20 protein-coding genes and 5 pseudogenes are annotated in these 22458 nt (G+C 61.7%); 4 read left to right on the plus strand and 21 right to left on the minus strand.

The genetic code is table 11. The features are described from left to right. The 10 genes and pseudogenes from Y694_RS11475 to Y694_RS11520 all read right to left on the minus strand — a co-directional run. Window positions 1-422 (minus strand): BLUF domain-containing protein (locus Y694_RS11475; RefSeq protein ID WP_036232547.1); only part of this gene is annotated, 422 nt, incomplete at its 3' end. A gap of 5 nt (window positions 423-427) precedes the next feature. Beyond that, window positions 428-1158 (minus strand): annotated as a pseudogene (gene folE / locus Y694_RS11480) (GTP cyclohydrolase I). A gap of 98 nt (window positions 1159-1256) precedes the next feature. Then, the gene (clsB, locus tag Y694_RS11485) at window positions 1257-2570 is read right to left on the minus strand and encodes a cardiolipin synthase ClsB (protein WP_036232548.1); all 1314 of its coding nucleotides are present in this window, start codon (window positions 2568-2570) and stop codon (window positions 1257-1259) included. A 4-nt stretch (window positions 2571-2574) separates the two neighbouring features. Beyond that, on the minus strand, window positions 2575-3387 hold the full coding sequence (locus Y694_RS11490; protein ID WP_011828670.1) for an endonuclease/exonuclease/phosphatase family protein: 813 nt from the start codon (window positions 3385-3387) through the stop codon (window positions 2575-2577). Further along, complete coding sequence (gene nudB / locus Y694_RS11495; protein ID WP_036232550.1) at window positions 3384-3866, minus strand: dihydroneopterin triphosphate diphosphatase; 483 nt, start codon at window positions 3864-3866, stop codon at window positions 3384-3386. Before nudB ends, Y694_RS11490 begins: the two co-directional genes overlap by 4 nt. A gap of 68 nt (window positions 3867-3934) precedes the next feature. Next, window positions 3935-5733: pseudogene (aspS, locus tag Y694_RS11500) on the minus strand (aspartate--tRNA ligase). A gap of 106 nt (window positions 5734-5839) precedes the next feature. Continuing rightward, window positions 5840-6489: pseudogene (locus Y694_RS11505) on the minus strand (DUF502 domain-containing protein). Between the two features lie 43 nt (window positions 6490-6532). Continuing rightward, a pseudogene (locus Y694_RS23385) lies at window positions 6533-6918 on the minus strand (FmdB family zinc ribbon protein). A 95-nt stretch (window positions 6919-7013) separates the two neighbouring features. After that, window positions 7014-8591, minus strand: a complete 1578-nt coding sequence (gene ubiB / locus Y694_RS11515; RefSeq protein ID WP_036232552.1) for a ubiquinone biosynthesis regulatory protein kinase UbiB — start codon at window positions 8589-8591, stop codon at window positions 7014-7016. Continuing rightward, window positions 8588-9151 (minus strand): hypothetical protein, encoded by a 564-nt coding sequence (locus Y694_RS11520; RefSeq protein WP_051495730.1) that lies wholly within the window; start codon window positions 9149-9151, stop codon window positions 8588-8590. The genes ubiB and Y694_RS11520 overlap by 4 nt, the downstream gene beginning before the upstream one ends. 221 nt (window positions 9152-9372) lie before the next feature. On the opposite strand from Y694_RS11520, the gene Y694_RS11525 reads away from it, so the two are divergent. The 3 genes from Y694_RS11525 (at window position 9373) to Y694_RS11535 (ending at window position 13442) form a co-directional block, all read left to right on the plus strand. Then, window positions 9373-10767 (plus strand): undecaprenyl-phosphate glucose phosphotransferase, encoded by a 1395-nt coding sequence (locus Y694_RS11525; RefSeq protein WP_051495731.1) that lies wholly within the window; start codon window positions 9373-9375, stop codon window positions 10765-10767. A 37-nt stretch (window positions 10768-10804) separates the two neighbouring features. Then, window positions 10805-12055 (plus strand): hypothetical protein, encoded by a 1251-nt coding sequence (locus tag Y694_RS11530; protein WP_152543458.1) that lies wholly within the window; start codon window positions 10805-10807, stop codon window positions 12053-12055. Window positions 12056-12161: 106 nt separating this feature from the next. Further along, window positions 12162-13442, plus strand: coding sequence for a nucleotide sugar dehydrogenase (locus Y694_RS11535; RefSeq protein ID WP_036232555.1), 1281 nt, complete (start codon window positions 12162-12164; stop codon window positions 13440-13442). A 66-nt stretch (window positions 13443-13508) separates the two neighbouring features. Here Y694_RS11535 and Y694_RS25810 read toward each other — a convergent pair whose 3' ends face one another. The 9 genes and pseudogenes from Y694_RS25810 to Y694_RS23400 all read right to left on the minus strand — a co-directional run bounded on the left by Y694_RS25810 (window position 13509) and on the right by Y694_RS23400 (window position 20161). Continuing rightward, window positions 13509-15110, minus strand: a complete 1602-nt coding sequence (locus Y694_RS25810; protein ID WP_231497646.1) for a hypothetical protein — start codon at window positions 15108-15110, stop codon at window positions 13509-13511. Window positions 15111-15193: 83 nt separating this feature from the next. Further along, window positions 15194-15973: a GNAT family N-acetyltransferase gene (locus tag Y694_RS11540; protein ID WP_036232558.1), complete on the minus strand. Its 780-nt coding sequence runs from the start codon at window positions 15971-15973 to the stop codon at window positions 15194-15196. A gap of 134 nt (window positions 15974-16107) precedes the next feature. Next, window positions 16108-16992 carry a hypothetical protein gene (locus Y694_RS11545; protein ID WP_231497647.1) on the minus strand — a complete coding sequence of 295 codons (885 nt, stop codon included), beginning with the start codon at window positions 16990-16992 and terminating at the stop codon, window positions 16108-16110. A gap of 8 nt (window positions 16993-17000) precedes the next feature. Further along, a complete protein-coding gene (locus Y694_RS25815) occupies window positions 17001-17609 on the minus strand; it encodes a Gfo/Idh/MocA family oxidoreductase (protein ID WP_231497648.1) in 609 nt (202 codons plus the stop codon). 137 nt (window positions 17610-17746) lie between these two features. Next, window positions 17747-18079 (minus strand): annotated as a pseudogene (locus Y694_RS27165) (Gfo/Idh/MocA family protein); the annotation flags it as partial. Window positions 18080-18138: 59 nt separating this feature from the next. Continuing rightward, on the minus strand, window positions 18139-18726 hold the full coding sequence (locus tag Y694_RS23390) for a glycosyltransferase family 4 protein (protein ID WP_197028780.1): 588 nt from the start codon (window positions 18724-18726) through the stop codon (window positions 18139-18141). A gap of 11 nt (window positions 18727-18737) precedes the next feature. Continuing rightward, complete coding sequence (locus tag Y694_RS23395) at window positions 18738-19190, minus strand: glycosyltransferase (RefSeq protein WP_161727998.1); 453 nt, start codon at window positions 19188-19190, stop codon at window positions 18738-18740. Window positions 19191-19223: 33 nt separating this feature from the next. Then, on the minus strand, window positions 19224-19688 hold the full coding sequence (locus tag Y694_RS11560; RefSeq protein WP_161728000.1) for a glycosyltransferase: 465 nt from the start codon (window positions 19686-19688) through the stop codon (window positions 19224-19226). A gap of 20 nt (window positions 19689-19708) precedes the next feature. Next, window positions 19709-20161, minus strand: a complete 453-nt coding sequence (locus tag Y694_RS23400; RefSeq protein WP_081771274.1) for a hypothetical protein — start codon at window positions 20159-20161, stop codon at window positions 19709-19711. A gap of 296 nt (window positions 20162-20457) precedes the next feature. Between Y694_RS23400 and Y694_RS23405 the strand changes: the two genes are divergently transcribed. Then, the gene (locus tag Y694_RS23405; RefSeq protein WP_081771275.1) at window positions 20458-21234 is read left to right on the plus strand and encodes a carbohydrate deacetylase; all 777 of its coding nucleotides are present in this window, start codon (window positions 20458-20460) and stop codon (window positions 21232-21234) included. Between the two features lie 42 nt (window positions 21235-21276). On the opposite strand, the gene Y694_RS11565 is transcribed toward Y694_RS23405, so the two are convergent. Together Y694_RS11565 and Y694_RS24260 are read right to left on the minus strand one after the other, a co-directional pair. After that, entirely contained in the window at window positions 21277-21858 is a 582-nt protein-coding gene (locus Y694_RS11565) for an SCO family protein (protein WP_036232580.1), read from the minus strand. Window positions 21859-21879: 21 nt separating this feature from the next. Continuing rightward, window positions 21880-22305, minus strand: a complete 426-nt coding sequence (locus Y694_RS24260) for a hypothetical protein (protein WP_152543461.1) — start codon at window positions 22303-22305, stop codon at window positions 21880-21882. Window positions 22306-22458 lie beyond the last annotated feature (153 nt).

The raw sequence follows: 22458 nt of genomic DNA on the forward strand, positions 1-22458 counted from the left end.
GCTCGGCCGATGATCGACGCCGTCGCGATCAGTTCCTCGAGCAGGGCCATCGAGACCTTGCCGGACACGGTGAACGGGTCGAGTGCCGGGCGCTCGCTGTACTTCAGCACGATCGATGGGTTGATCTTGGCCAGGTTGACTTGGCCCATCGTCCAGCCCGCGAAGCGCCGCTCGGTCACTTCCTCGAAGTGAAGCACCGCGATGTCGCGGTGGCGCGGGTCGCGCACGATCTGCGCGTAGAGGCTGTTGACGACGTCACGGCCACCTTCGAGCACCTGCATGAAGACATCGCCGCCATGGCACAGGATGCCGGTGATGCCGAGCGCCGGGTTGTGTGCCCGGCACTGGGCCAGGATGCCCTCGATGATCTCCGGCGTCACCGGCCCGGCGGCGCGGCTCGCGTACAGAAGACGCACCAGCATGGTCGTCAGCCCTTCTTGTTGTTGACCAGCGAGAGGAACTCGCGTCGCAGGTTGGCGTCCTTCAGGAACACGCCACGCATCACGCTGTTGATCATCTTGGAGTCCAGGTCACGCACGCCGCGCCATTGCATGCAGAAGTGGTCGGCCTCCATCACGATCGCCAGGCCGTCGGGCTCATCTTGTCCTGCAGCAGATCGGCCACCTGGGTCACGGCCTCCTCCTGGATCTGCGGCCGGCTCATGATCCACTCGGTAAGACGCGCGTACTTGGAAAGACCGATCAGGTTGGAGTGCTCGTTGGGCATCACACCGATCCACACCCGACCCATGATCGGGCAGAAATGGTGCGAGCAGGCGCTCCGCACGGTGATCGGGCCGATGATCATCAGCTCGTTCAGGTGCTCGACGTTCGGGAACTCGGTGACCGCCGGCTCGTGCACGTAGCGGCCCTTGAAGACCTCGTTCAGGTACATCTTGGCGACGCGGCGCGCGGTGTCCTGGGTGTTGTGGTCGCTCTCGGTGTCGATCACCAGGCTGTCGAGCACGCCGCGCATCTTGCCGGCCACTTCGTCGAGCAACTGCTCCAGCTCGCCCGGCTCGATGAACTCGGCGATGTTGTCGTTGGCGTGGAAACGCTCGCGCTGCGACTTGATTCGCTCGCGGATCTTGACGGAAACCGGCACGCCTTCGTCGTCGGGCACGGCACGGAGGCTGGGCAGGGTGTGGGGAGCGTTCATCGGAGCATCTCGCGCGGGGCGAGCAGCGACTGCGGTCGACTAGCTTAACGTTTGTCGGATCGCCCTGGCGGCCGGCGGTATTCCCGGCCACCGCCGGCTCAGTAGCGCCCGCCGGCGCCGGCTGCGCGCAGGTAGAGCCGGGCCACCCAGGCGACGAAGCCCCGGCGCAGCCAGCGCCGCCAGCCGGCCACCGGCACCGGTGCGGTGATCTCGCGCGAGACGGCGAAGTCGCGGTCCAGCTCGCGCGACAGGGTGGCCGCGAAGCCGCGGTCATCGACGATCACGTTCGCCTCCAGGTTGACCAGCAGCGACAGCGGGTCGATGTTGGAACTGCCCACCGTGGCCCAGCGCTGATCGACCAGCGCCACCTTCGCGTGCAGGAAGGCCGGGGTGTACTCGAACACCGCCACGCCGTGCGCCAGCAGTTCGTCATACAACGCCTGCGCCGCCAGCGCGGCGAAGCGATAGTCGGCTTTTCCCTGAAGCAGCAGCCGCACACGCACGCCGCGCCGCGCCGCGGCCAGCAGCGCGCGGCGGAACTCGAAGCCGGGGTAGAAGTAGGCTGACACGATGTCGATGCGCTGTTGCGCACGGCGCAGCGCGTCGATGTAGCTGCGCTCGATGCTGCGGCGCTGGCTGAGGTTGTCGCGCACCACGAAGGCGACCCGCACCGGCTGCAGCGCACCGGCGCCGAAGCCTCCTGGCGAGCCGCGCCGCACCGCGATGCGCAAGCGTCGCAAAAGGCGGCGCGCGCGGGCCATCGGCTGGCTGCTGCGCGCGATCTGGCGCACCTCGTCACGCCAGTCGCGACCGAAGGCGGCGCGCGTCCACATCGCGCGGGCCGTCTGCTCGACCGGCCCGACCACCGCGCCCTGCACACGCACCGCGTAGTCGAGCCGCGGGGTGTCGCCCCAGCCATGGTTGAGGTCGTGGCGGTCGTCGAGCACGTTGATGCCGCCGACGAAGCCGACCTGCCCGTCGACCACGCAGAGCTTCTGGTGCAGGCGGCGCAGCTGGCCGGGCTGCAGCCAGTTCCACCAGCGCTGCGTCGGCCGGAACACGGCCAGCGCCACGCCCGCGGGCTCGAGCCGCTCGCGCAGCGCCGCCAGCGCATGCAGCGAACCGAAGCCGTCCACCACCACGCGGACGCGCACGCCGCGCCGGGCCGCCGCGACGAGCGCCGCCGACACGGCCTGCGCCGCGACGTCGTCGCCATAGATGTAGGTGGCGAGCCAGACCTCGTGCGTGGCGTGGCCGATCGACTCGATCATGGCCGGGAACAGCGCATCGCCGCCACGCAGCAACTGCACCTCGTTGCCGCCGCTGAACACGGCCCGGGCATGGGCATACCAGGCCAGGGCCTCGGACAGCACGGGGTCGTCCGGCGGCGGGGCACCGGCCGGAGCGGTCATGCCCTCACGCCTCCAGCGGCTCGAACTCGGCCACCAGCGGCAGATGGTCCGACATGCGGGCCCACGTGGCACCACGCGGCACGAAGGTCGACACGCAACGCCAGCCGCGGGTGTAGACGCGATCCAGCGCGAACACCGGCGCCAGCGACGGAAACGTCAGGCTGCGCTGCAGCCCCTTGGCCGACGGCGCCACGGCGCGCCGGAGACCGGCCTCCTGCATCGCACCGTCGAGGCGTTCGCCCCAGTCGTTGAAGTCGCCGGCCACGAGCAGCGGCACGGCGGGATCGAGCTCCTGCCGCACGAAGGCTGCGAGACGCTGCACCTGCCGCAGGCGGCTCGAGTGGCTGAGGCCGAAATGGGCGACGATGGTGTCGACCGCCCGCCCCTGCCAATTGACCTGCACGTGCAGCAGCCCGCGCTGCTCGAAGCGATGGTCCGACACGTCGTGGTGGTTCGGCTCACCGATCGACCAGCGCGACAGCAGCGCATTGCCGTGCTCGCCGTGGCGCGTGATGGCGTTGGTGCGGTAGGCCACGTCGTAGCCTTCCGGCGCCAGGAACTCGGCCTGCCCCTGCTGTGGCCAGCCGAACGACGTGCGGTCGAAGCGCCGCGCGTCGCGCTTGTGAAAGCGCCGCACTTCCTGCAGGCACACCAGGTCGGCGTCCAGCGCCTCGATCGCGAGCCCGAGGTTGTGGATCTCCAGCCGCTTGGCCGGGCCGACGCCACGCACCCCCTTGTGGATGTTGTAGGTGGCCACGCGCAGCCGCCGCTCGTCGCCCGAGGCCGGCGGCAGCACCGAGGACTGCAGCGGGTTCATGCCCCACCCTGCCAAAGCCGCGGCAGCTGCAGCACGGCCTCGGCATTCGAAGGGGAGAAGCAGCGGTCGGCCGCCTCCCGGTACGGCAGCCACACGTGACGAAGGTGCTCGCGCGGTGCCAGACGGATCGCGATGTCGCGCGGCACCGTGAGCCCGAACACATGTTCGGTGTTGTGGGTCACTCCCGGCGCGTAGCGGTGGCGCCAGACCGGGTAGATCTCATAGACATTGGAGAGCCGCCAGTCGCGCAGCGCGGCCGCAGGCACCTCGCGCGACCCGACCTCGATGCCGGTTTCCTCCGCCACCTCGCGGACGCAGGTCTCCAGCAGGGTCTCGCCAGCGGTGTCCTTGGAGCCGGTGACGCTCTGCCAGAAGCCCGGATGGTCGGCCCGCTCGATCAGCAGGACCTCGAGCGCCGGGGTGTGGATCACCACGAGCACGGATTCGGGGATCTTGTACGGGCGGGATGGCGTCGTCACGTCGTGGGAGGCGGGCGAAAAAAAGGGGCGCCGACCGGCGCCCCTCGATTGTGCGGCAAGCCGCCAGCTCAGACGCCGCTCTGGCCTGCCGCCGGGTTGCGCAGCCGGATGTGCAGCTCGCGCAGCTGCTTCTCGTCGACCGGGCTCGGCGCGTGCGTCAGCAGATCCTGGGCGCGCTGGGTCTTCGGGAAGGCGATCACGTCGCGGATCGAATCGGCCTTGGTCATCAGCGTGACCAGACGATCGAGCCCGAAGGCGAGGCCGCCGTGCGGGGGGGCGCCGTACTGCAGCGCGTCGAGCAGGAAGCCGAACTTGAGCTGGGCCTCGTCGGGGCCGATCTTGAGTGCGCTGAACACCTTGCTCTGCACCTCGGCGCGGTGGATCCGCACCGAACCACCACCGAGCTCCCAGCCGTTGAGTACCATGTCGTAGGCCTTGGCGATGCACTTCCCGGGATCGGTGTCCATCAGGTCCTCGTGGCCGTCCTTCGGCGCCGTGAACGGGTGGTGCACCGCGGCCCAGCGATCGCCCTCCTCGTCGTGCTCGAACATCGGGAAATCGACCACCCACAGCGGCGCCCACTTGTCCTCGAACAGGCCACCCGACTTGCCGAAGTCGCTGTGGCCGATCTTGACGCGCAGCGCGCCGATGGCGTCGTTGACGACCTTGGCCTTGTCGGCCCCGAAGAACAGCAGGTCGCCGTTGCGCGCGCCGCTGCGCGCGATGATCTCGGCGATCGCCGCGTCGTGCAGGTTCTTGACGATCGGGCTCTGCAGGCCCTCGCGGCCCTTGCTCGCGTCGTTGACCTTGATCCAGGCCAGGCCCTTGGCCCCGTAGATCTTGACGAACTCGGTGTAGCCGTCGATCTCGCTGCGGCTCATCTCGCCGCCGCCAGGCACGCGCAGCGCGACCACGCGGCCACCCTTGGCCTGGGCGGGGGCCGAGAACACCTTGAAGTCCACGTCCTTCATCACCTCGGTGAGCTCGGTGAACTCCATCTTCACGCGCAGGTCCGGCTTGTCGGAGCCGAAGCGGTGCATCGCCTCGGCGTACTTCATGACCGGGTAGCCGGGCAGCTCCACGTTCATCACCGCCCGGAACACCGTGCGGATCATGCCTTCGAACATGCCGCGGATCTCTTCCTCGTCGAGGAACGAGGTCTCGATGTCGATCTGTGTGAACTCGGGCTGGCGGTCTGCGCGCAGGTCCTCGTCGCGGAAGCACTTGGTGATCTGGTAGTAGCGGTCGAAGCCGGACACCATCAGCAGCTGCTTGAACAGCTGCGGCGACTGCGGCAGCGCGAAGAACATGCCCTCGTTGACGCGGCTCGGCACGAGGTAGTCGCGCGCGCCTCGGGCGTGCTCTTGGTCAGCATCGGCGTCTCGATGTCGATGAAGCCGTTGGCATCGAGGAACTTGCGCACCTCCATCGCGACCCGGTAGCGCAGGATCAGGTTCTTCTGCATCGCCGGGCGGCGCAGGTCGAGCACGCGGTGCGTGAGACGCGTGGTTTCACTGAGGTTGTCGTCGTCGAGCTGGAACGGCGGCGTGACGCTCGGGTTCAGCACCTCGAGCTCATGGCACAGCAATTCGACCTTGCCGCTCACGAGGTTGGCGTTCTCGGTGCCGGCCGGCCGAGCGCGGACCTTGCCGACGATCTTCAGGCAGAACTCGTTGCGCACGCCCTCGGCGGCCTTGAACATCTCGGCACGGTCGGGGTCGCAGACGACCTGCACCAGGCCCTCTCGGTCGCGCAGGTCGATGAAGATCACGCCGCCATGGTCGCGGCGGCGGTGGGCCCAGCCCATCAGGGTCACGGTCTGGCCGAGCAGCGTTTCGCTGACGAGGCCGCAGTAGGTGGTACGCATGGAAAAAGGCTCCGGAACTCTGGAATCGAAGGCCGCCGTGGCGGCGCAATGTTGGGCGCTGGCAGGCTGTCTCGCAAGCCTCAGGGTTGAACGCGGGCCGCGGCGTTCAACCCGCCAGATTTCGCACCGGCTGTGCCGGAAGGTGCGTCGGCGGCGCCACGACGCCCATCGAGATGATGTACTTCAGCGCCTCGTCGACGCTCATCGCGAGCGCGACGACATCGGCGCGCGGCACCATGAGGAAGAAGCCAGAGGTCGGGTTGGGCGTGGTGGGGACATAGAGGCTGAGATAGTCGCCGCTCAGGTGCTCGCCCGCCTCGCCGCCCGGCCGGCCGGTGACGAAGGCGATGGTCCACGAGCCTGGCGCGGGTACTGCACCAGCACCGCCTCGCGGAAGGCGTTGCCGCTGCTCGAAAACAGCGTATCCGAGACCTGCTTCACCGAGCTGTAGATCGACTTGACGATCGGGATCTGCTGGAGCACGCGGCTACCCTGGCGAAGCCACCACTGGCCGACGATGTTGGTCGCGAACATGCCGGTCAGCAGCAGGCCGACCAACATGACGATCACGCCCAGGCCGGGGATCTGCTTGAGCATCTCGAGCGGCGAATGCGCGGCCGCCGGCAGCAGCGCCTGCGAAGCGCTGAGCAGCCAGGCGAACACGCCGTCGAGCAGGCCGAGCACCGAATGCAGGACCCAGATGGTGATGGCCAGCGGCAGCCAGACCAGCAGGCCGGCGATCAGGTACTTTTTCAATCAGGGCTTTCGGACAGGGCGGAACGCGGCGCGCCTGGGCAGTTCAGTGGCAGGCACAGGACGAGCCGCAGCCGCCCGCGGCCGCCGATGTCGTGGACGCCGGGGTGGCGCCGCCACCCGCATCGCCGCCCGAACTGTTGCCGCCGGCGCCTCCACCGCCGCTGTCGGCAGCCGGTGCAGCAGTTGGCGTGGCGGTGGCGACACCATCCGTCTTGGGCGCGTTGGCCGTCGCAGCCGCGGGCTGGGCGCCATTGCGGAAGTCGGTGACGTACCACCCGAGCCCTTGAGCTGGAACCCGGCAGCGGTGAGCTGCTTCTTGAACGCGCTGGCGCCACAGGAAGGACAGACCGTGAGCAACGGATCGGAGATCTTCTGAAGCACGTCCTGCGCATGGCCGCAGGACTCGCAGCGATAGGCGTAGATCGGCATGACCAAACCCTTGATTCGAAAACCGGAATTGTAAGGGTGCGGCCCCGCGCGGCGCCGGCTCCGCGGACCATGCGCGCCTCGAGCGCTGCACCGCATCAACCGGGCCAGCGCTGCCAGATCTGCACCACCAACAGGCCCATCAGGAAGCCGACGCCGGTGCAGAGCACCGCTTGCAGCAGGCGGTTGGTGCGCCGCTGCTCGGCCAGCAGCGCGGCGAGCAGGGCGTCGGACGGGCCGTCGCCGTGCGCCGCCGGGCGCGCCCTGGCCTGCGCCGCGAGCGCGTCGTGCAGGAGCCGCGGCAACTCGGGCAGCATCTTCGCGTAGCGCGGCGCTTCGTCCTTGAGACGCTCAATCAGGCCGCGCCAGCCGATCTGCTCATGCATCCAACGCTCGAGGAAGGGCTTGGCGGTGCTCCACAGGTCGAGTTCGGGATCGAGCTGGCGCCCCAGACCCTCCACATTGAGCAAGGTCTTCTGGAGCAGCACCAGCTGCGGCTGGATCTCGACGTTGAAGCGCCGCGAGGTCTGAAACAGCCGCAAAAGCACCTGGCCGAGCGAGATTTCCTTCAGCGGGCGGTCGAAATAGGGTTCACAGCAAGCGCGGATCGCGCCCTCGAGTTCGTCGATGCGGGTCCCGGCCGGCACCCAGCCCGACTCGAGATGCAGCTCGGCCACCCGCTTGTAGTCTCGGCGGAAGAAGGCGATGAAGTTCTGCGCAAGGTAGTCCTTGTCGGACTCCGTGAGCGTACCGATGATCCCGAAGTCGAGCGCGACATAGCGCCCGAAGGTCTGCGGCGCCACGCTGACCTGGATGTTGCCCGGGTGCATGTCGGCATGGAAGAAGCCGTCACGGAAGACCTGCGTGAAGAAGATCGTCACGCCGTCGCGCGCGAGCTTCTGGAAATCGATACCCGCCTCTCGCAGCCGCGCCACCTGGCTGATCGGCACGCCCGTCATGCGCTCCATGACCATCACGCCGGGCGTGCAGAGGTCCCAGATCATCTCGGGCACCAGCACGAGATCCAGTCCCTCCATGTTGCGGCGCAGCTGAGTGGCATTGGCGGCCTCGCGCACCAGGTCCAGCTCGTCGTGCAGATACTTGTCGAACTCCGCCACCACCTCGCGCGGCTTCAGCCGCTTGCCGTCGGCCGAGTAGCGGTCGGCCCAGCCGGCCAGGACACGCAGCAGCGCCAGATCCGAGTCGATGATCTGCAGCACGCCAGGGCGCAGGACCTTGACGGCCACTTCGCGGCCATTCTTCAGGACCGCGAAATGCACCTGCGCGATCGACGCGCTGGCAACCGGCTCGTGCTCGAAGCTGGCGAACAGCTGGTCCAGCGGTCGACCGAAAGCCGCCTCCACCAACGCCACCGCCTGTTCGGCGGGGAACGGTGGCACGTCGTCCTGGAGCTTGGCCAGTTCGTCGGCCACGTCGACCGGAAGCAGATCGCGCCGGGTCGACAGGACCTGCCCGAACTTGACGAAGATCGGGCCGAGTCGCTCCAGCGCCATGCGCAGGCGCGCACCGCGCGGCGCATCGAGGCGCCGCCCCACGCCGACCAGCCGGGCCAGCCCACGCACCCAGCGCTGGCGGAAACTCGACAGCGCCAGTTCGTCGAGCCCGTACCGGAGGACGATGAAAACGATGTAGACCAAGCGCGCGAGATCCCTCATCGCGACGGCGATCCGTTCGCGCCGGCGACGAGCCTGGCAGCCGCCTGGGTGGCGCCCCGCAACGCGGCGGCGATGCCCTGCCCTGCACGTACCAGCCCCTCGGCAATCACCGGACCGAACAGCTGGGAGAGATCAGCTTGCACATCCCACCGCAGGTTCTCGACCACCCAGTGCAAGTCAGCGGCGAAGGTCGCATCACCTTGGATCGTCACGCTCGGCCGGCGCCCGTTCAACCAGTCCAGCGCAGCTTGGCCCGGGCTCGACGCCTCGAAGCTCATCTGCAGGTCATCGTTCGTTTCGAGGCCGCCCTCTTCCGGTGCCCATTCCAGCAAGCCGGCGGGCGTTACGCGGAACCTCAGCACCGGCGATCGCGGCAACCAGGACGGCAAGGCATCGGCTCGCAAGGTCACGCACCGGCCAGCGTGCCGGACCAGACGCTCAGCCGCCGCAGGCTCGGAAGCCAGAAGATGGTTGAGCCACAGCGTGAGCCGCTCGGCCATGGCGGGCCCGAGCGACGCCGTGGCGGCGCCGAGCAACGGCGAGTCGAAAGCGTGAAGCATTTGCGAATTGTAGGCAAGCGCCCGCATCGCGCCCCCGGGTATAGGGGCCCGATGCCCCGGGGACTTGCGCGAGAATTCTTGCTGACGAGTTCGGGAAGCGCGACGCTCGTCGATCGCAATGGCTGTAGGTATGTATGACCCACTGCCGCGTTCCGTCGGCCAGACGCGGGACGGCTGTAATCCATGGTAGTGCCTGAAGCGAAAGCCCTGACCCCTTATCCATGTTCGACGACCGCAGCTACAAGAGAACGTTCTACAGCGCACCGCAGTCGGTGACCTCGCTCGTTGCGGCGTTCCTCGAGCCGACGGTGTCGGTGGTGACCTACGTGGCCGTCTGCCACTGGTTCGATGAACCCATCCTGCGGGCTTCGCTGACCCTGTGCCTTCTGGTCTTCGTGCTCACCTTTCCGGGACGCAACCGCTTCCGCGATCACATGGTGGCCGCCGGGATCGACATCGCCTCGTCATGGCTGGTGCTGCTGGCCATCCTGGCGCTCTGCGGCTACGCGACGCGCAGCCTGCAATTCTTCAACCGGGACGTGCTGGTCTCCTGGGCGCTGATCACGCCAGTGCTCCAATGGGGCGCTGTCTGGGCCGGAAAGCTGGTCTTGCGTCGGCGCGCGGCACTCCCCGAAGCGCGCCGCACCGCGATTGTGATCGGCGCCAGCCCGCTGGGCGTCAAAGTGGCCAGGGCATTGACCTCCGGAAGAAGCACTGGCATTGACTTTGTCGGCTACTTCGATGATCGAACCGATGAGCGCGTGCACGTCGACGGGATGGCCAAGCGACTCGGCGGACTTGCCGACGTCGCAGCGTATGTATCACTGCATGGCATTCGCGAGGCCTACATCACCCTGCCGCTGGGATCGCAGCCGCGAATCGTCGAACTTCTCGAATCGCTCCAAGGCACCACCGCATCGCTGTATTTCGTGCCGGACGTTTTCGGGATCAGCATCATTCAAGGCCGGTTCGAAGACGTCAATGGTGTACCCGTCGTGGGCATTTGCGAAACCCCGTTCACAGGCACGAACGATCTCGTCAAGCGCATCAGCGACGTTGTCGTGGCAACGCTCATCTTGATCCTGATCTCGCCGATTCTGGTTGCCATCGCGATCGGCGTGAAGCTCAGCTCACCCGGCCCCATCATCTTCCGTCAAAAGCGCAATGGGCTCGACGGCAACGAGATCACGGTCTACAAGTTTCGCTCCATGACCACTCAGGACAACGGAGCCGTGGTCAAGCAAGCGACGAAGCACGACGCGCGCATCACCAAGTTTGGCGCGTTCATCCGCCGCACGTCCTTGGACGAGCTTCCGCAGTTCTTCAATGTCCTGCAGGGCCGCATGAGCATCGTCGGGCCGCGACCGCACGCGGTAGCACACAATCAGATGTACCGCGAACTGATCAAGGCCTACATGGTTCGACACAAGGTCAAACCGGGCATCACCGGTTGGGCGCAAGTCAACGGCTTCCGTGGCGAAACGGACACGATCGAGAAAATGCAGGCTCGCGTGGAATACGATCTTGAGTACTTGCGCAACTGGTCGCTCGCGCTCGATCTTCAGATCATCATTCGCACGGTTCGAACCATGTTCTTCGATCGCAATGCCTACTGATGCGGCCCGCGGTCCGGAGACTCACAAGGGATTCACGATGAATTTTCACCATAAGCTCAATCTTGCCTTGCTCGGGGTCGTCTGCACTGGAAGTTCGGTCGCCCAGGTGGAGCTCCAGCCTTCGTCGAGTCCGTACTACATCGGTGCATCCCAGGCCTTCACACGCGAAGACAACATTTTCCGCACGCCGGATGGTCAGCCGGAAATCAGCGACACCTACTCCACGACATCGCTCTTGGCCGGCGTGAACCAGCCGATCGGGCGCCAGCGCTTGTTCGCGAACGCGGCCCTCAGCAGGAACCTCTTTCGCGACAACTCCCAACTCAACAACACCGCATACGATCTCGACGCTGGCGTGGATTGGGCCACGATCGAAAAACTCTCTGGCACGCTCAGCTATGCGACCCGGCGCAACCTCGCTCGCTATGGCGTGGATGACGGCCCGACATTGACCACCGAACGGAATGAGGAACGCAGCCAGCAGCTGCTTGCTCGCGTCCAGTACGGCATGGCGTCGCTGCTCTCCCTGGAGGGCACCGCCATCCACCGCAAACTCGACTATTCGGCGGCCAGCTACGCGTTCAAGGAACTGAGACAGAACTCGCTCGGTTTGCGCGTGCTGTACCGCCCCAGCGGCCTGCTCACGCTAGGGGCCGGCGTTCGGGGCACCGACGGCCGCTATCCCTCCGCGATCCAGTCGGCTCCAGGCGTCTTCGAGGAAGATGCATTCGATCGCCGGGATTTCGACCTGTCGGCGGTTTGGGCAGCAACCGGGTTGAGCCGCCTGACGGCGCGCCTGAGCTACAGCAAGGAGGACCATGACCGCTTGCAGTCGCGCGACTTCTCTGGCGTCACCGGAGCGCTGAGCTGGGCCTACGCCGCCACCGGCAAGCTCAATTTCATCACCGACCTGATCCGCGATACCGGTTCGGAGAACAGTTTCAACAGTTTCTCGAGCGGTGCCAGCACCTCGGGCAACACCAATCGCATTTCCAATGCAGTGCGCCTGAGGGCCACCTATGACGCGACAGCCAAGATCCGATTCGGAACCGACCTCAAGTACCAGAAACGCGATCTCGTCAATACCTTCGCGCTGACCGGTGGCACCTCGACGCAAACCGGCAATGACAAGACCACCGAGTTCGGCCTGACGGGGCGCTACAAGCCGACCCGCAATGCGGAGATCGAGTGCGGTGTCGGGCGGGAGAAGCGGACGACATCTTCGCCGATTTCCTACGCCTACTCGGCAGGCAAGGCCAGTTGCCAGGCACAACTGATATTCCAATAGCCATCGCACCCGCGAGGCTCCGGTGCAGGTATCGCACCCGATGGCCGGAAGCATCTGATGCCCCGGCGCGACAAGTATTCATCATCCCTAGCAAGAGGTACGTATCGTGTCAGTCGTTGCAGTCATAGGCCTGGGTTACGTGGGACTTCCCCTGGTGGTGGAATTTGGCAAGAGCATGCCTGTGATCGGTTTCGACATTGTTGAAGCCAAGGTCGCCAAATGCCAGGCCGGGACGGACCCTTCCCGGGAGATTCCCGATGAGGAGATGCGGGCGGCCACTCATGCAACGTACACCAGCGATGCCGCGCAACTGAGTGCTGCCGACTATCTCATCGTCGCCGTGCCGACGCCGGTGGACGATGCCCACATCCCCGATTTCCGTCCCTTGATCGGAGCCAGCAAGGCCATCGGCGCCCACCTCAAGAAGGGGGCCGTTGTGATCTACGAATCGACGGTGTATCCCGGAGCCACCGAAGAGATCTGCATCCCCGAGCTCGAGAAGGCATCGGGCTTGAAGTGGAAGCGCGATTTCTTTGTCGGCTACAGCCCGGAGCGGATCAATCCGGGAGACCGCGAACACATGCTCACGAACGTGGTGAAGGTGGTCGCCGGCGATACCCCGGAGACCCTGGAACGCGTGGCGAGCCTGTATGAACGCATCGTGAAGCCCGGAGTGCATCGTTGCACCAGCATCAAGGCAGCCGAAGCGTGCAAGGTGATCGAGAACACGCAGCGGGATCTCAACATCGCGCTGATGAACGAACTCGCGATCATCTTCGACAAGATTTCGATCGACACCGCGGAGGTTCTCGAGGCGGCGGGCACGAAGTGGAATTTCCTGCGCTTCAAGCCCGGCTTGGTTGGCGGGCACTGCATCGGCGTGGATCCGTACTACCTGACCCACAAGGCCGAAATGCTGGGCTACCACCCGCAGGTCATCCTAGCGGGTCGGCGCATCAACGACGGCATGGGCAAGTACATCGCCGAGCAGACCGTCAAGCAGATGATCGGCGGCGGCAGCTATGTGAAGGGCGCCAAGATCAACGTCCTCGGATTGACCTTCAAAGAGAATTGCCCTGACCTGCGCAACAGCAAGGTCATCGACATCATCCAGGAACTCAAGAGCTACGGCATTGAAGTGTTTGTGCATGACCCGGAGGCCGATGCCGAAGAGGCCATGCACGAATACGGCGTCAAGCTGCTGCCCTGGGATGAACTGCCCCGCGCCGATGCCATCGTCGCTGCCGTCGCGCACAACGAGTACAAGTCGCTGACGGCCAGCGACTTCACTCGCAAGGTCGTCAAGGGCGGCAATTTCATCGATGTGAAGGCCAATTTCGACGAGAAGGACTTGCAGGCGAACGGCATCAAGGTCTGGCGCCTGTAAGCCTTCCGCTCGGGCGGCGCGCCACGGCGCTGCCGCTCTCTTCTCCTGATGGCCGTGGCTCGGCCGCTACAGACGCCGCCACGGCCTTGCAGCTCGCTCGACGGCAGAGTCGTCTCGCCTAGATTTGACGGCGTCGTGCCGATGAAACTCGAACGCAGGATCAACTCGCGATCGAAAAAGATCGGATCGAAATCGCCAGACATTCCAGTCGATTGCGAGATCCCCGCCCACTCTCGAGTAGGTATGGACGCAATTGGTGCGACCACCTCCGCCGAGCGTCGCCAACAATCGTTCGTTGATTCCTTGCATCGAGATGGATTCCACCGCCAGCAGGTGTACGGCCCGGCCATAACGACCGCGGCAATCCTGCACCGGACGAATCCATTGCCCCTGCCATTGAAACCAGGGCCCGGCGGGCCGACTTGTGGCCGCATCGACCCGCAGCGGGTTCAGCGACATGGGTTGCCAACCGCTCGTCAACGCCGATGAATGGTAGACATGCAAGGTGTCGTAAAGCCGCATGTCATAGGGCGATTCATCACAGACGCTGCCACCGCTCTGCCCGACGCCGCTTGCCGTCAGCCACCACCCTGCATGGTTGCGATGCAAAGTGGCATCTGCCAGCCGGACTTGCTGCAACAGGTCAGCAACCGGCTCCCATTCGAATGGGAATTTCCTGGCACGATAAAGCACCAAATCGCCACGCGCTCCGCTTTCAGGCAGCATATACCATTTGCCATCGCACTTGAATACCTGCGGATATGACAGATGGCTTGAATCCTCGAGAACGACCACAGGTTCACTGCAATGGCCTGATGCATCGATCGAGACGCAAACGATGCATCCTTTTGGTGACTTTATAGAATCTTCTTCGAAGAATACCCAAAGCAAATCTCCATCGCGCGCCACAAAAGGATCTGCCCAGATTTTATCAATTGGCGGAACAAAATCTATGAACTGACTGCCCGCAGTCGGCCAGAGATGATCCGGAACCAGGTTCTGGTAAACGCGAAACGCCCACTGATCATGCGCGGTCAAGCGATGCGCCATGTGGCGTAAGGCACGACCCAGGTTGCCCCCACGTGCGGCAGCAAGCGGCATGTCGGGTACCGGAGATGAGCCCACCCGGGGGACTTCGGACGTTTGCCCCCCCACGCGACGAGCGATGTGCCCCACGAGATCCGCCAATCTCGCTGCCGCAGCGTCCACGGATCGCGCGATGGAGTGGTCTTTGAGTGCACAGCGCCAGGTCAATCTGTCGGTTCGGCCGCGGTGCCGCCAAATGGCTTCCAGATCGATGCTGCCGGACCCGCGCTGCAAAGCCCGTTCGACAACGACAGCCAAGTGGCACGCTGGTTCACCGTCGGCTCGCAATTCAATCGAGTCCTCCTGCTCGAAATCCCGAGCATCCGTCAGTGCGACGCAGACAAGGGCATTCCGTGCATCATCCTCGATGTGGCCCAGGTCTCGGGCATACCCTGCTCGCAACAACGAACAGGCCCCGGCATTCCGAGCCGAATCTAAAAGACCGGCAAGGCCCAACGGAAATAACGGCGCAGCACGTCCTTCGACAGGAACTCCAACAATTACTCCGTCGACGGCGAACACTTCTCGCAACACCTCGGCGATCGTCAAAACCCAACGAGGGTAATCGCCCTGGCGCGTCATCAGTCGCCACGAACTCATCGATCGTGAGTCAATCACGACGAACAGCCATCACTCGAGGCACGGTTGCGCATGCTTCACACACGTCAAAACGAGGGCATTTCGAAATTTCGACCACCATTTATCGACAAAACAAGCAGGACACTCGCATGGAACAAGCGCTGCCATCTTGCCTTGTATTCCTTCGGAAATTTCGAGATCAGGGACTTGAGAAATCTAATCAACTTGGCCTTGAACGTCTTGTCGTCGATGATATCGTATTCAACCACCTTGCGTCCACCAAACTCCTCTTTGAATCGATTGACCAAAAGCAAGGCCTTGTCTTCGATGCCTGCATACCAACCGCAGAAGTCGTAGGTATAGCAACCCCGCTTTCTCAGCCATTGCATCTCGCGCCAATGCAGCAAGCGATTCGATTGCCCGATGATCTTTCGCAGTGATGGATCCGTCCCTCGCAGGCTGGCGGAATACAAGACTAGAAACCTACCGGCGGTCCACAAACTGGCATGCCAGATCAGCGTTTCCTGATCTCGGATAACGCGACTGAGAACAAGACGCCCGGACTCATGCAGCGCTTCGAGTCGCGGCGTCCAGATCGGCCAGATCGACTTGCTGCGCGAAAAATCATCATAAAAAGCCAAGAACTCGACCAGCTGCTCCCGCGTGGATTTTTCGATGATCTCGATCGTCGTGCTCTTGTCGGCCTCGGCCGCTCGAATCTGAGATCGGGTGTTGCGATCGAACGATGCAAGGAGCGCTTCCGGCTCGGGCGTCAGATCGATGAGCAAGGTATGGAATTCCTCGCTGCGCTTGCCAGGTACAGGAAATTCCGCCTGGTTCCTGAAAACCACATCGAACAACCCCACTTGCTCTGGTTCATCGAACCAAAGCTCTTGGCAACGCATCTTTTCTCGCGACCTAAAACAGATCATGCAATGAAGCCACCGGTCGTCCAGACAGAACCTGAGACCGGATCAAGATCGACACGGCATCAAGCGGATCAGGCCGCATGATTGACGGACAACTCATCGATCAGCGACTTGGTTTGCTTGATGTTTGCCCGACTTGAAGCACCGAACACGATGGATTCAATATTCTGCTGCTCGCATACGTATGACAGGGCCGCCCTCGGAGAAATGGCCCCTGAAGCGAAGACCGACATCGCGACCGGCCTGAATCTACGGGTTTCGATAATATCTTCATATACCTTAACCCCGCCACACATTCTGAAACCTATCTTGTTGATGTTGGAGCAAACGATAGGATTTTCGATGCCTTGCCCTTCGAGCACGTCGAGCATCTTCGGGAGGTTCATCGTGATGAAACCCGGTTCGGCGTTGTATTTTTCTCGCACATGATCCGCAAAGAACCGGAACATCTCATTCATGCCCAATCCCATCAGCAGATCAGCGATCACATTCTGAATGAAGATAACAGGGGTCGTCAGCCCATGGAACATCTTCATTTCAGCGTCGATCAGCAATTTCAGGATCGCCTGGGCATCCTTTCCTGCCAAAGCCACCCCACCTTTCAGCATGGCACCAAGTGCACCATCGGACGGCAAGAACATCCTGAGCGCATCCACCATTCCATGCTCGGTAACCGCATTGGCATATTTATGCGCATACGGCATGCACGGATAGAAAATATAATCAGGATATTTTTGTTTGTTATCTCTGAAATAATCACAAATCTTTGCGACACGATCATGTGTTGTACACATGAAGGTGCGAACGCCTTCCTGATAAGCGGTATCAAGAACATCGATCACGGCTTGGAGATCTTGAAAGCGCATTGATTGCGCGCGTGCTTTCTCCTCTGACATATGATTGACGCCAAAAAACTGGTTGTCGCCGAATAAAACCCTGTCCATGCGATGATTCATATCATGTCTCAGCTAAACAATTTACCGATCAGGCCCTTGCGATCGCCTCGCGACGCCGCACGTGGCGTGACGTCCCCAATCTTGTCGGTCGCCTCTTTGTCCGACAAGATCATTTCGACGATCTGGTCGGTTTCCAGCGCAGACCTGAAACTGTTCTGACCATCCCTGCGATCTTGCTTGATGCTTTGCACAAAGTAGTCGATCTGCGCGGAGTATTCCTCTCCCCGCAGGTAATACCAGACCTCTTCGGTGAGATCGGTTGTGTAGCGGACAGTCCAGCCTTCGTCGACGCCAGGCAAGGAATCCTGCCGTTGCCGGAGATAAATCTGACACTCTTGTCGATCTGCGGTAATCCGACCATTGGTCCCCCAAACAGAGATCTTGGTCGACATTTTCCGGTAGCTTTCGTCGCTCCAATTGACTGCCAGTTGGCCACTCGCTCCGTCGGCGAACGCAAGGGAGCAATAGACCTCGTCCTCAACGTCGTTCGAGAAGACCCTGTTGAGCACACTGCCGTGAACCGACGCAGGCGCCTCGAACACAAAGTTGACCAAGTCGATGGCGTGGCAGGCGTAATCGTAGAGCGCCCCGCCGCCTGATTCTTCGCCGAGCGCCAAGTCATTCCTTTTTGGCGCAGCACCACCGGCCCATAGGCTTCCGCCCGAACATGATGAATCTTGCCGAGCGCACCTGACTTCACGATACGCGCAGCTTCCTTGAAGGCACCGACGAATCGATAGTGGTAGCCAACTTGGGTCACTAGATTCTTCTGATCAGCAAGCTCAACGAGTTTCTGACCATCTTTCGAATCCAGCACGAAGGGCTTCTCGCAGAATACATGCAACCCACGCTCAAGCGCCTTTCCCACCATGCCGGCATGGAGCGTAGACGGCGTTGCAACGAGCAAGGCGTCAAGCTGCTCCTTCGCCAGCATTTCATCAAAACTGGCGTAGCACTTCAGATTCGAATACTTCGTCAGAATATCTGTCAAATAAGTCGTGGTATCGCATGCGGCAACCAGTTCTACTTCCGGATGCGCTCGCACTATCGCAAGATGCGACAGACCCATCTTCCCCAAGCCAACCATGGCAATCCTAATCACACAAGCTCCTTTTTTTCCAATTCAATTTTCGATTCACAATCATGCTATTTATCTATAATGGCGGAATACAATTCGTCAATACTTCTCGAAACATAGACCGAAGAGAATCCTTGCTCAACGCGCCTCAAGGCCTTCTGACCCATCGACTGCCGGAGCGACGTATCTGATGCCAGCTTGATCAAAGCTCGCGTCAATGCCTCGACGTCGCCTGGATTGATCAGGAAACCTTCTTCGCGATCACGCACCAGTTCCGGAATTCCACCCACTGTGGTGGAGATGATCGGCAGCTTCCATGACATCGCTTCCAGGATGCTCATGGGCAATCCTTCGTTATAGGACGGCAGCACGTAGATCGATGCGCCACGAAGCAACGCCCGCTTCTCATCGCCGACCACCCAACCACAGAACTCGACGGCATCACCCACACCCAGTTCCCGGACCAGGTCTTGTGCTCGTTCTATTTCACCTTTGCCGCCGATCTGGAGCCGCATGGATGGGCAATGGCGAAGCACTTCAGGCAACGCCCTCAGAAGATCGTAAATCCCTTTGCGTTCGCCAACTTCACCCAAAAAAAGAATATTGACGAACTCGCCGCCGACCGCATCACAAGTAGGCTCCTTCGGCAGAGTCACGCCATTTGGAATCACACGGACACGTGCCGCGGCTCAATCGAAATAATATATTCTTTCCAACTCTCCGACAGAACGACAATAGCGTTCGCCTTGCGAAGCTGCCAACGAATCAAGCAGAGCGACCAGCGCGGCTGACGTGCCACGAACTCTTTGGTGCGAGAACCGTGGAGATGCAGAATGACAGGCACTCTACACAGATGAGCCAGCGACGCAAATATTGATTTCCGCCAAAAACTCCCATAAGCGGCGACGTGACAATGCAGCCCATCGACTTTTCGTTGAGCCAGCAAACCAGCAAATCGAAAAAATGCAGAACAAAAAACCTTGAAACGCACCCAATACCCACCTTCGACGTGCGTATCTATCAGCGAGATGCCCCATTTATCGAATATTCCATCATCACGATATCCTTCGACGACAGAACGCATGCCACCACGGGCGACGGTACAAAGCATCACGATCATGGCAGTACTCATGCTCTCGTCAGCGTCATGATGCTAGATCGCATGAACGAACTTCTTGACTTTATCGATCATCTCAACAGACGCGTATTGCGAAGTAGCTTCGATTGCCTGGTTCAGCTTTCCATCAACAAAACTGCTCAACAGCTCTTCCATCTTGCTTTCGTCTTCCGCAATCCATACACCAGGTCGACCGCGCAGCCATTCCATCCCATGCAACTGATGGTCTGAGGTCGCTTCACCCAGCTGCATTTTTCTCGGCAACAGGATCACAGGCTTCTGTGCTTGCATCGCCGAAATGATGGAGCCCATTCCGAGATGAGCGACCATCAGGTCGCAATTCCTGATGGCATTGGAAAACTCATCGGGTGGAAGCGTTCGAACCCATCTTGCATTTTTGGGATGATAGGTCCCGGCGCCGATCTGCATGCTGACATCGCTGTAGTTCACATGCCCAGCCCAGCGATCGACCACCTGAACGAGTCGGTCGAACGGAAACATCGAACCAATCGTCACGAAAATCATAAAGTCCGTCCCCAGTACTCGATGCTATTTTCTTTGGCGATCTCCTCCCATTGACTGAGGCACCGCGTCGCGACCTTTTTCGCCTTGCGACCCGAGGTCGACAATTCCTTGCAATTGGCAATACTGTCGATCCACAGTGTGCGTGCACTGAACAAGCGTCCGAGAGTGATACAAATCAGCGCCGGCCCGGAACCTGTTGTGACGATCACATCCGGTCGCTCACGCAACAGGATCCAGAACATCCGAAGTACCACCACGAAGAACGCCAACTTGTTCTTTCGCGAGGCGTCCTTGAAAGAATAGAAGCGGTGCCCTGGAACCTCAGCAGCAGATGCGGCATGCACGCTGGCGTACACCACCTCGCAACCCTCGAACGCAGGCCGCAATCGCAGCAACTGCACCCAATGCCCACCGCCCGAGGCGATTGCCAGTACTTTTCTTTTTGCCACGCAATTATCCAAATTAAATCAAGCCCGATCAGGTAGCATTCCACCACCATCTCGAATCGACAGAGAATGCCGTCCGAATCAACATGCAGAATTCGCGCCAGGGTTATATATCAGGCACGGTTGCATTGCAGCAAACATCGTAGTGTAGATAAGCTGAGGCGCCTCGTTCGTCCAACCCACAACGAGTCGACAACGATTCGGTGATACCGCACGCATCCGCGAACCTGTCTGCCTGGCGCATGGACGAGCACGTTCGGCATTCATGGGAAGAGCACACAATCGGGTAGCATCGTGGCATGAAGATCACCATCACAGCCGACGACTACGGCTGGTCGCCCGACAGTGTCGAGGCTACATCCACCTGCCTGTTGGACGGATCCATCAACAACGCCTCGTTGATGACAGGTGCACCTGCATTTGAACAGGCACTCGCATTCGCGAAAACTCACCCCCAATTCTGCTATGGCATTCACCTCACACTTGCCGGACGTGGCCAATTAAAACCAGCAGCATCACGCTCGAAAGTCGGAACGCTCCTGAATTCCGAAGGTCAATTAGGCTCATTACGACGCTTTCGGGCATTCGCCCTGCTTGGGCAGATCGATCCACAGCAGATCGAAACAGAAATCAGCGCGCAAATTGCCTTGGCACGGGATGCCGGCATTTTGATAAGTTATGTAGATTCGCACCACCACGTTCACAAATTGCCGATCGTGACGGAAGCGCTCAATCGAGTATTACCAAAATTCGGCATCGATCGTGTCAGATGCGTTCAGAACTTCTATATTAAACCTGCCTACAGCAAACCAACATACTGGCTCGGAAAATTTCAGGATCGAAAACTGCGACAACGCTGGAAAACGACTGACTGGTTCTATATGCCAGCCACACTGCTCGAAACCGACTGGCAGGAAAACCTATTGCAGCGCCTGATCCCGAACACGTTGGAGATCGGCGCACACCCCGGAACCGTAGAAAATTGGCGCAAGACAGAGTTCGACGATATACGCACATTTTCCCAACTAGCCCGTACTGCGCGCCACGATCTGGTCAGTTGGGTGGATGTCATTTAAATAAAACCAGCTTACAAACGCCATCGCGCCAAAGCAGATCCGTCAAAGTCGCGCCAATTGACTCATGGTCTCTGCGACATACGAAATCGTCGGCAAATCAGGCGTTCGGTATCTCAAGCGCGCCTGCCGATCGAACAGGTAGACCTGCCCCGTGTGCTCGTCGACACCTCGATTGCGCCCACCCAAGAAACTGAACAACGTGTCGACATCTTGCAGCTTCGGTGCCGCAGCGCTCCACAAGCGATGCGCCCCAAAACTCGCTTTCCACCGACGCAACGCCGCCGGATCGTCGTTGAGCGGATCGATGGTCAATGACAGGAGCTGGGCATCTCGGATTGCCTCGATCTTCTGCGCGACCCCTGCGAACAAGGCGCCCTGGATCGGGCAGATGGCGCTGCACCCCGCAAACATCAGCTGCACCGCCGTCACTTTGCCCCGCAGGTGTTGCACCAGCTTGAAGGTCTTGCCATCGTCCGCGACCAGGGGGATCGACGGTGCCGTCTGGGGAGGATCGACCGGCCCGAACGGTGCGTGAGCCGGAGGTTGCGGCGGCGCCGCCTCGCTGCCCAGGCCTAGGCCCAGGCCACTCGCGGCTGCGATCGTGACGAAACTACGTCGATTCAATGGAATCTCCAGGCCACGCACTCACGGTGTCGATTGCGTGACGTAACTCCACAACGCCTCGCATTGAGGCCTATCGATCCTGTAGCGCGGCATCGCACGCTGAATGATCACCTTGGCCGGGTCGACGCCCGTTCTGAGCAGTTCACAGAACGCGTCCACGTCATAACGCGTCGGCGGCCCCCCACGACGAGCAGCCAGTCCTTTCAGCCCTTCGGGAGACAAGCGAGGCCCGAATGCCGCCGTCTTCTGCGACCCCGCAGATGGAGCCGGTGCCGCCGCCAGTTCATGACAGTTGATGCAGCGACTTGCCGTCATCGGCAACGGGGTCTCGTGTCCAACGATATACCCCGCCAGCATCTGCTGCCCGAGATACAGGCGGGCACCGAGAGGCTGTTCTTCCTGCTGCGCGAAAAGCGAAGCCGGCGACACCGCCAGCCCCAGCAGCAAACCCGTCCAGGCGGTCAAACACACCGACGCGCGCCCAACGCTGTTGCATTCCTTCGGCGTACGAGGCCCGCGTCGCGCGGCAGAACGATACCCGACAGCGGTCATTCCTTTCCGCTCACGGCGGCGTGAAGGTCACGGTGCGCTCTGTCGCAG

Origin of the sequence: Methylibium sp. T29-B (assembly GCF_000576225.1) — a bacterium.
GTDB classification, from domain to species: domain Bacteria; phylum Pseudomonadota; class Gammaproteobacteria; order Burkholderiales; family Burkholderiaceae_C; genus Methylibium; species Methylibium petroleiphilum.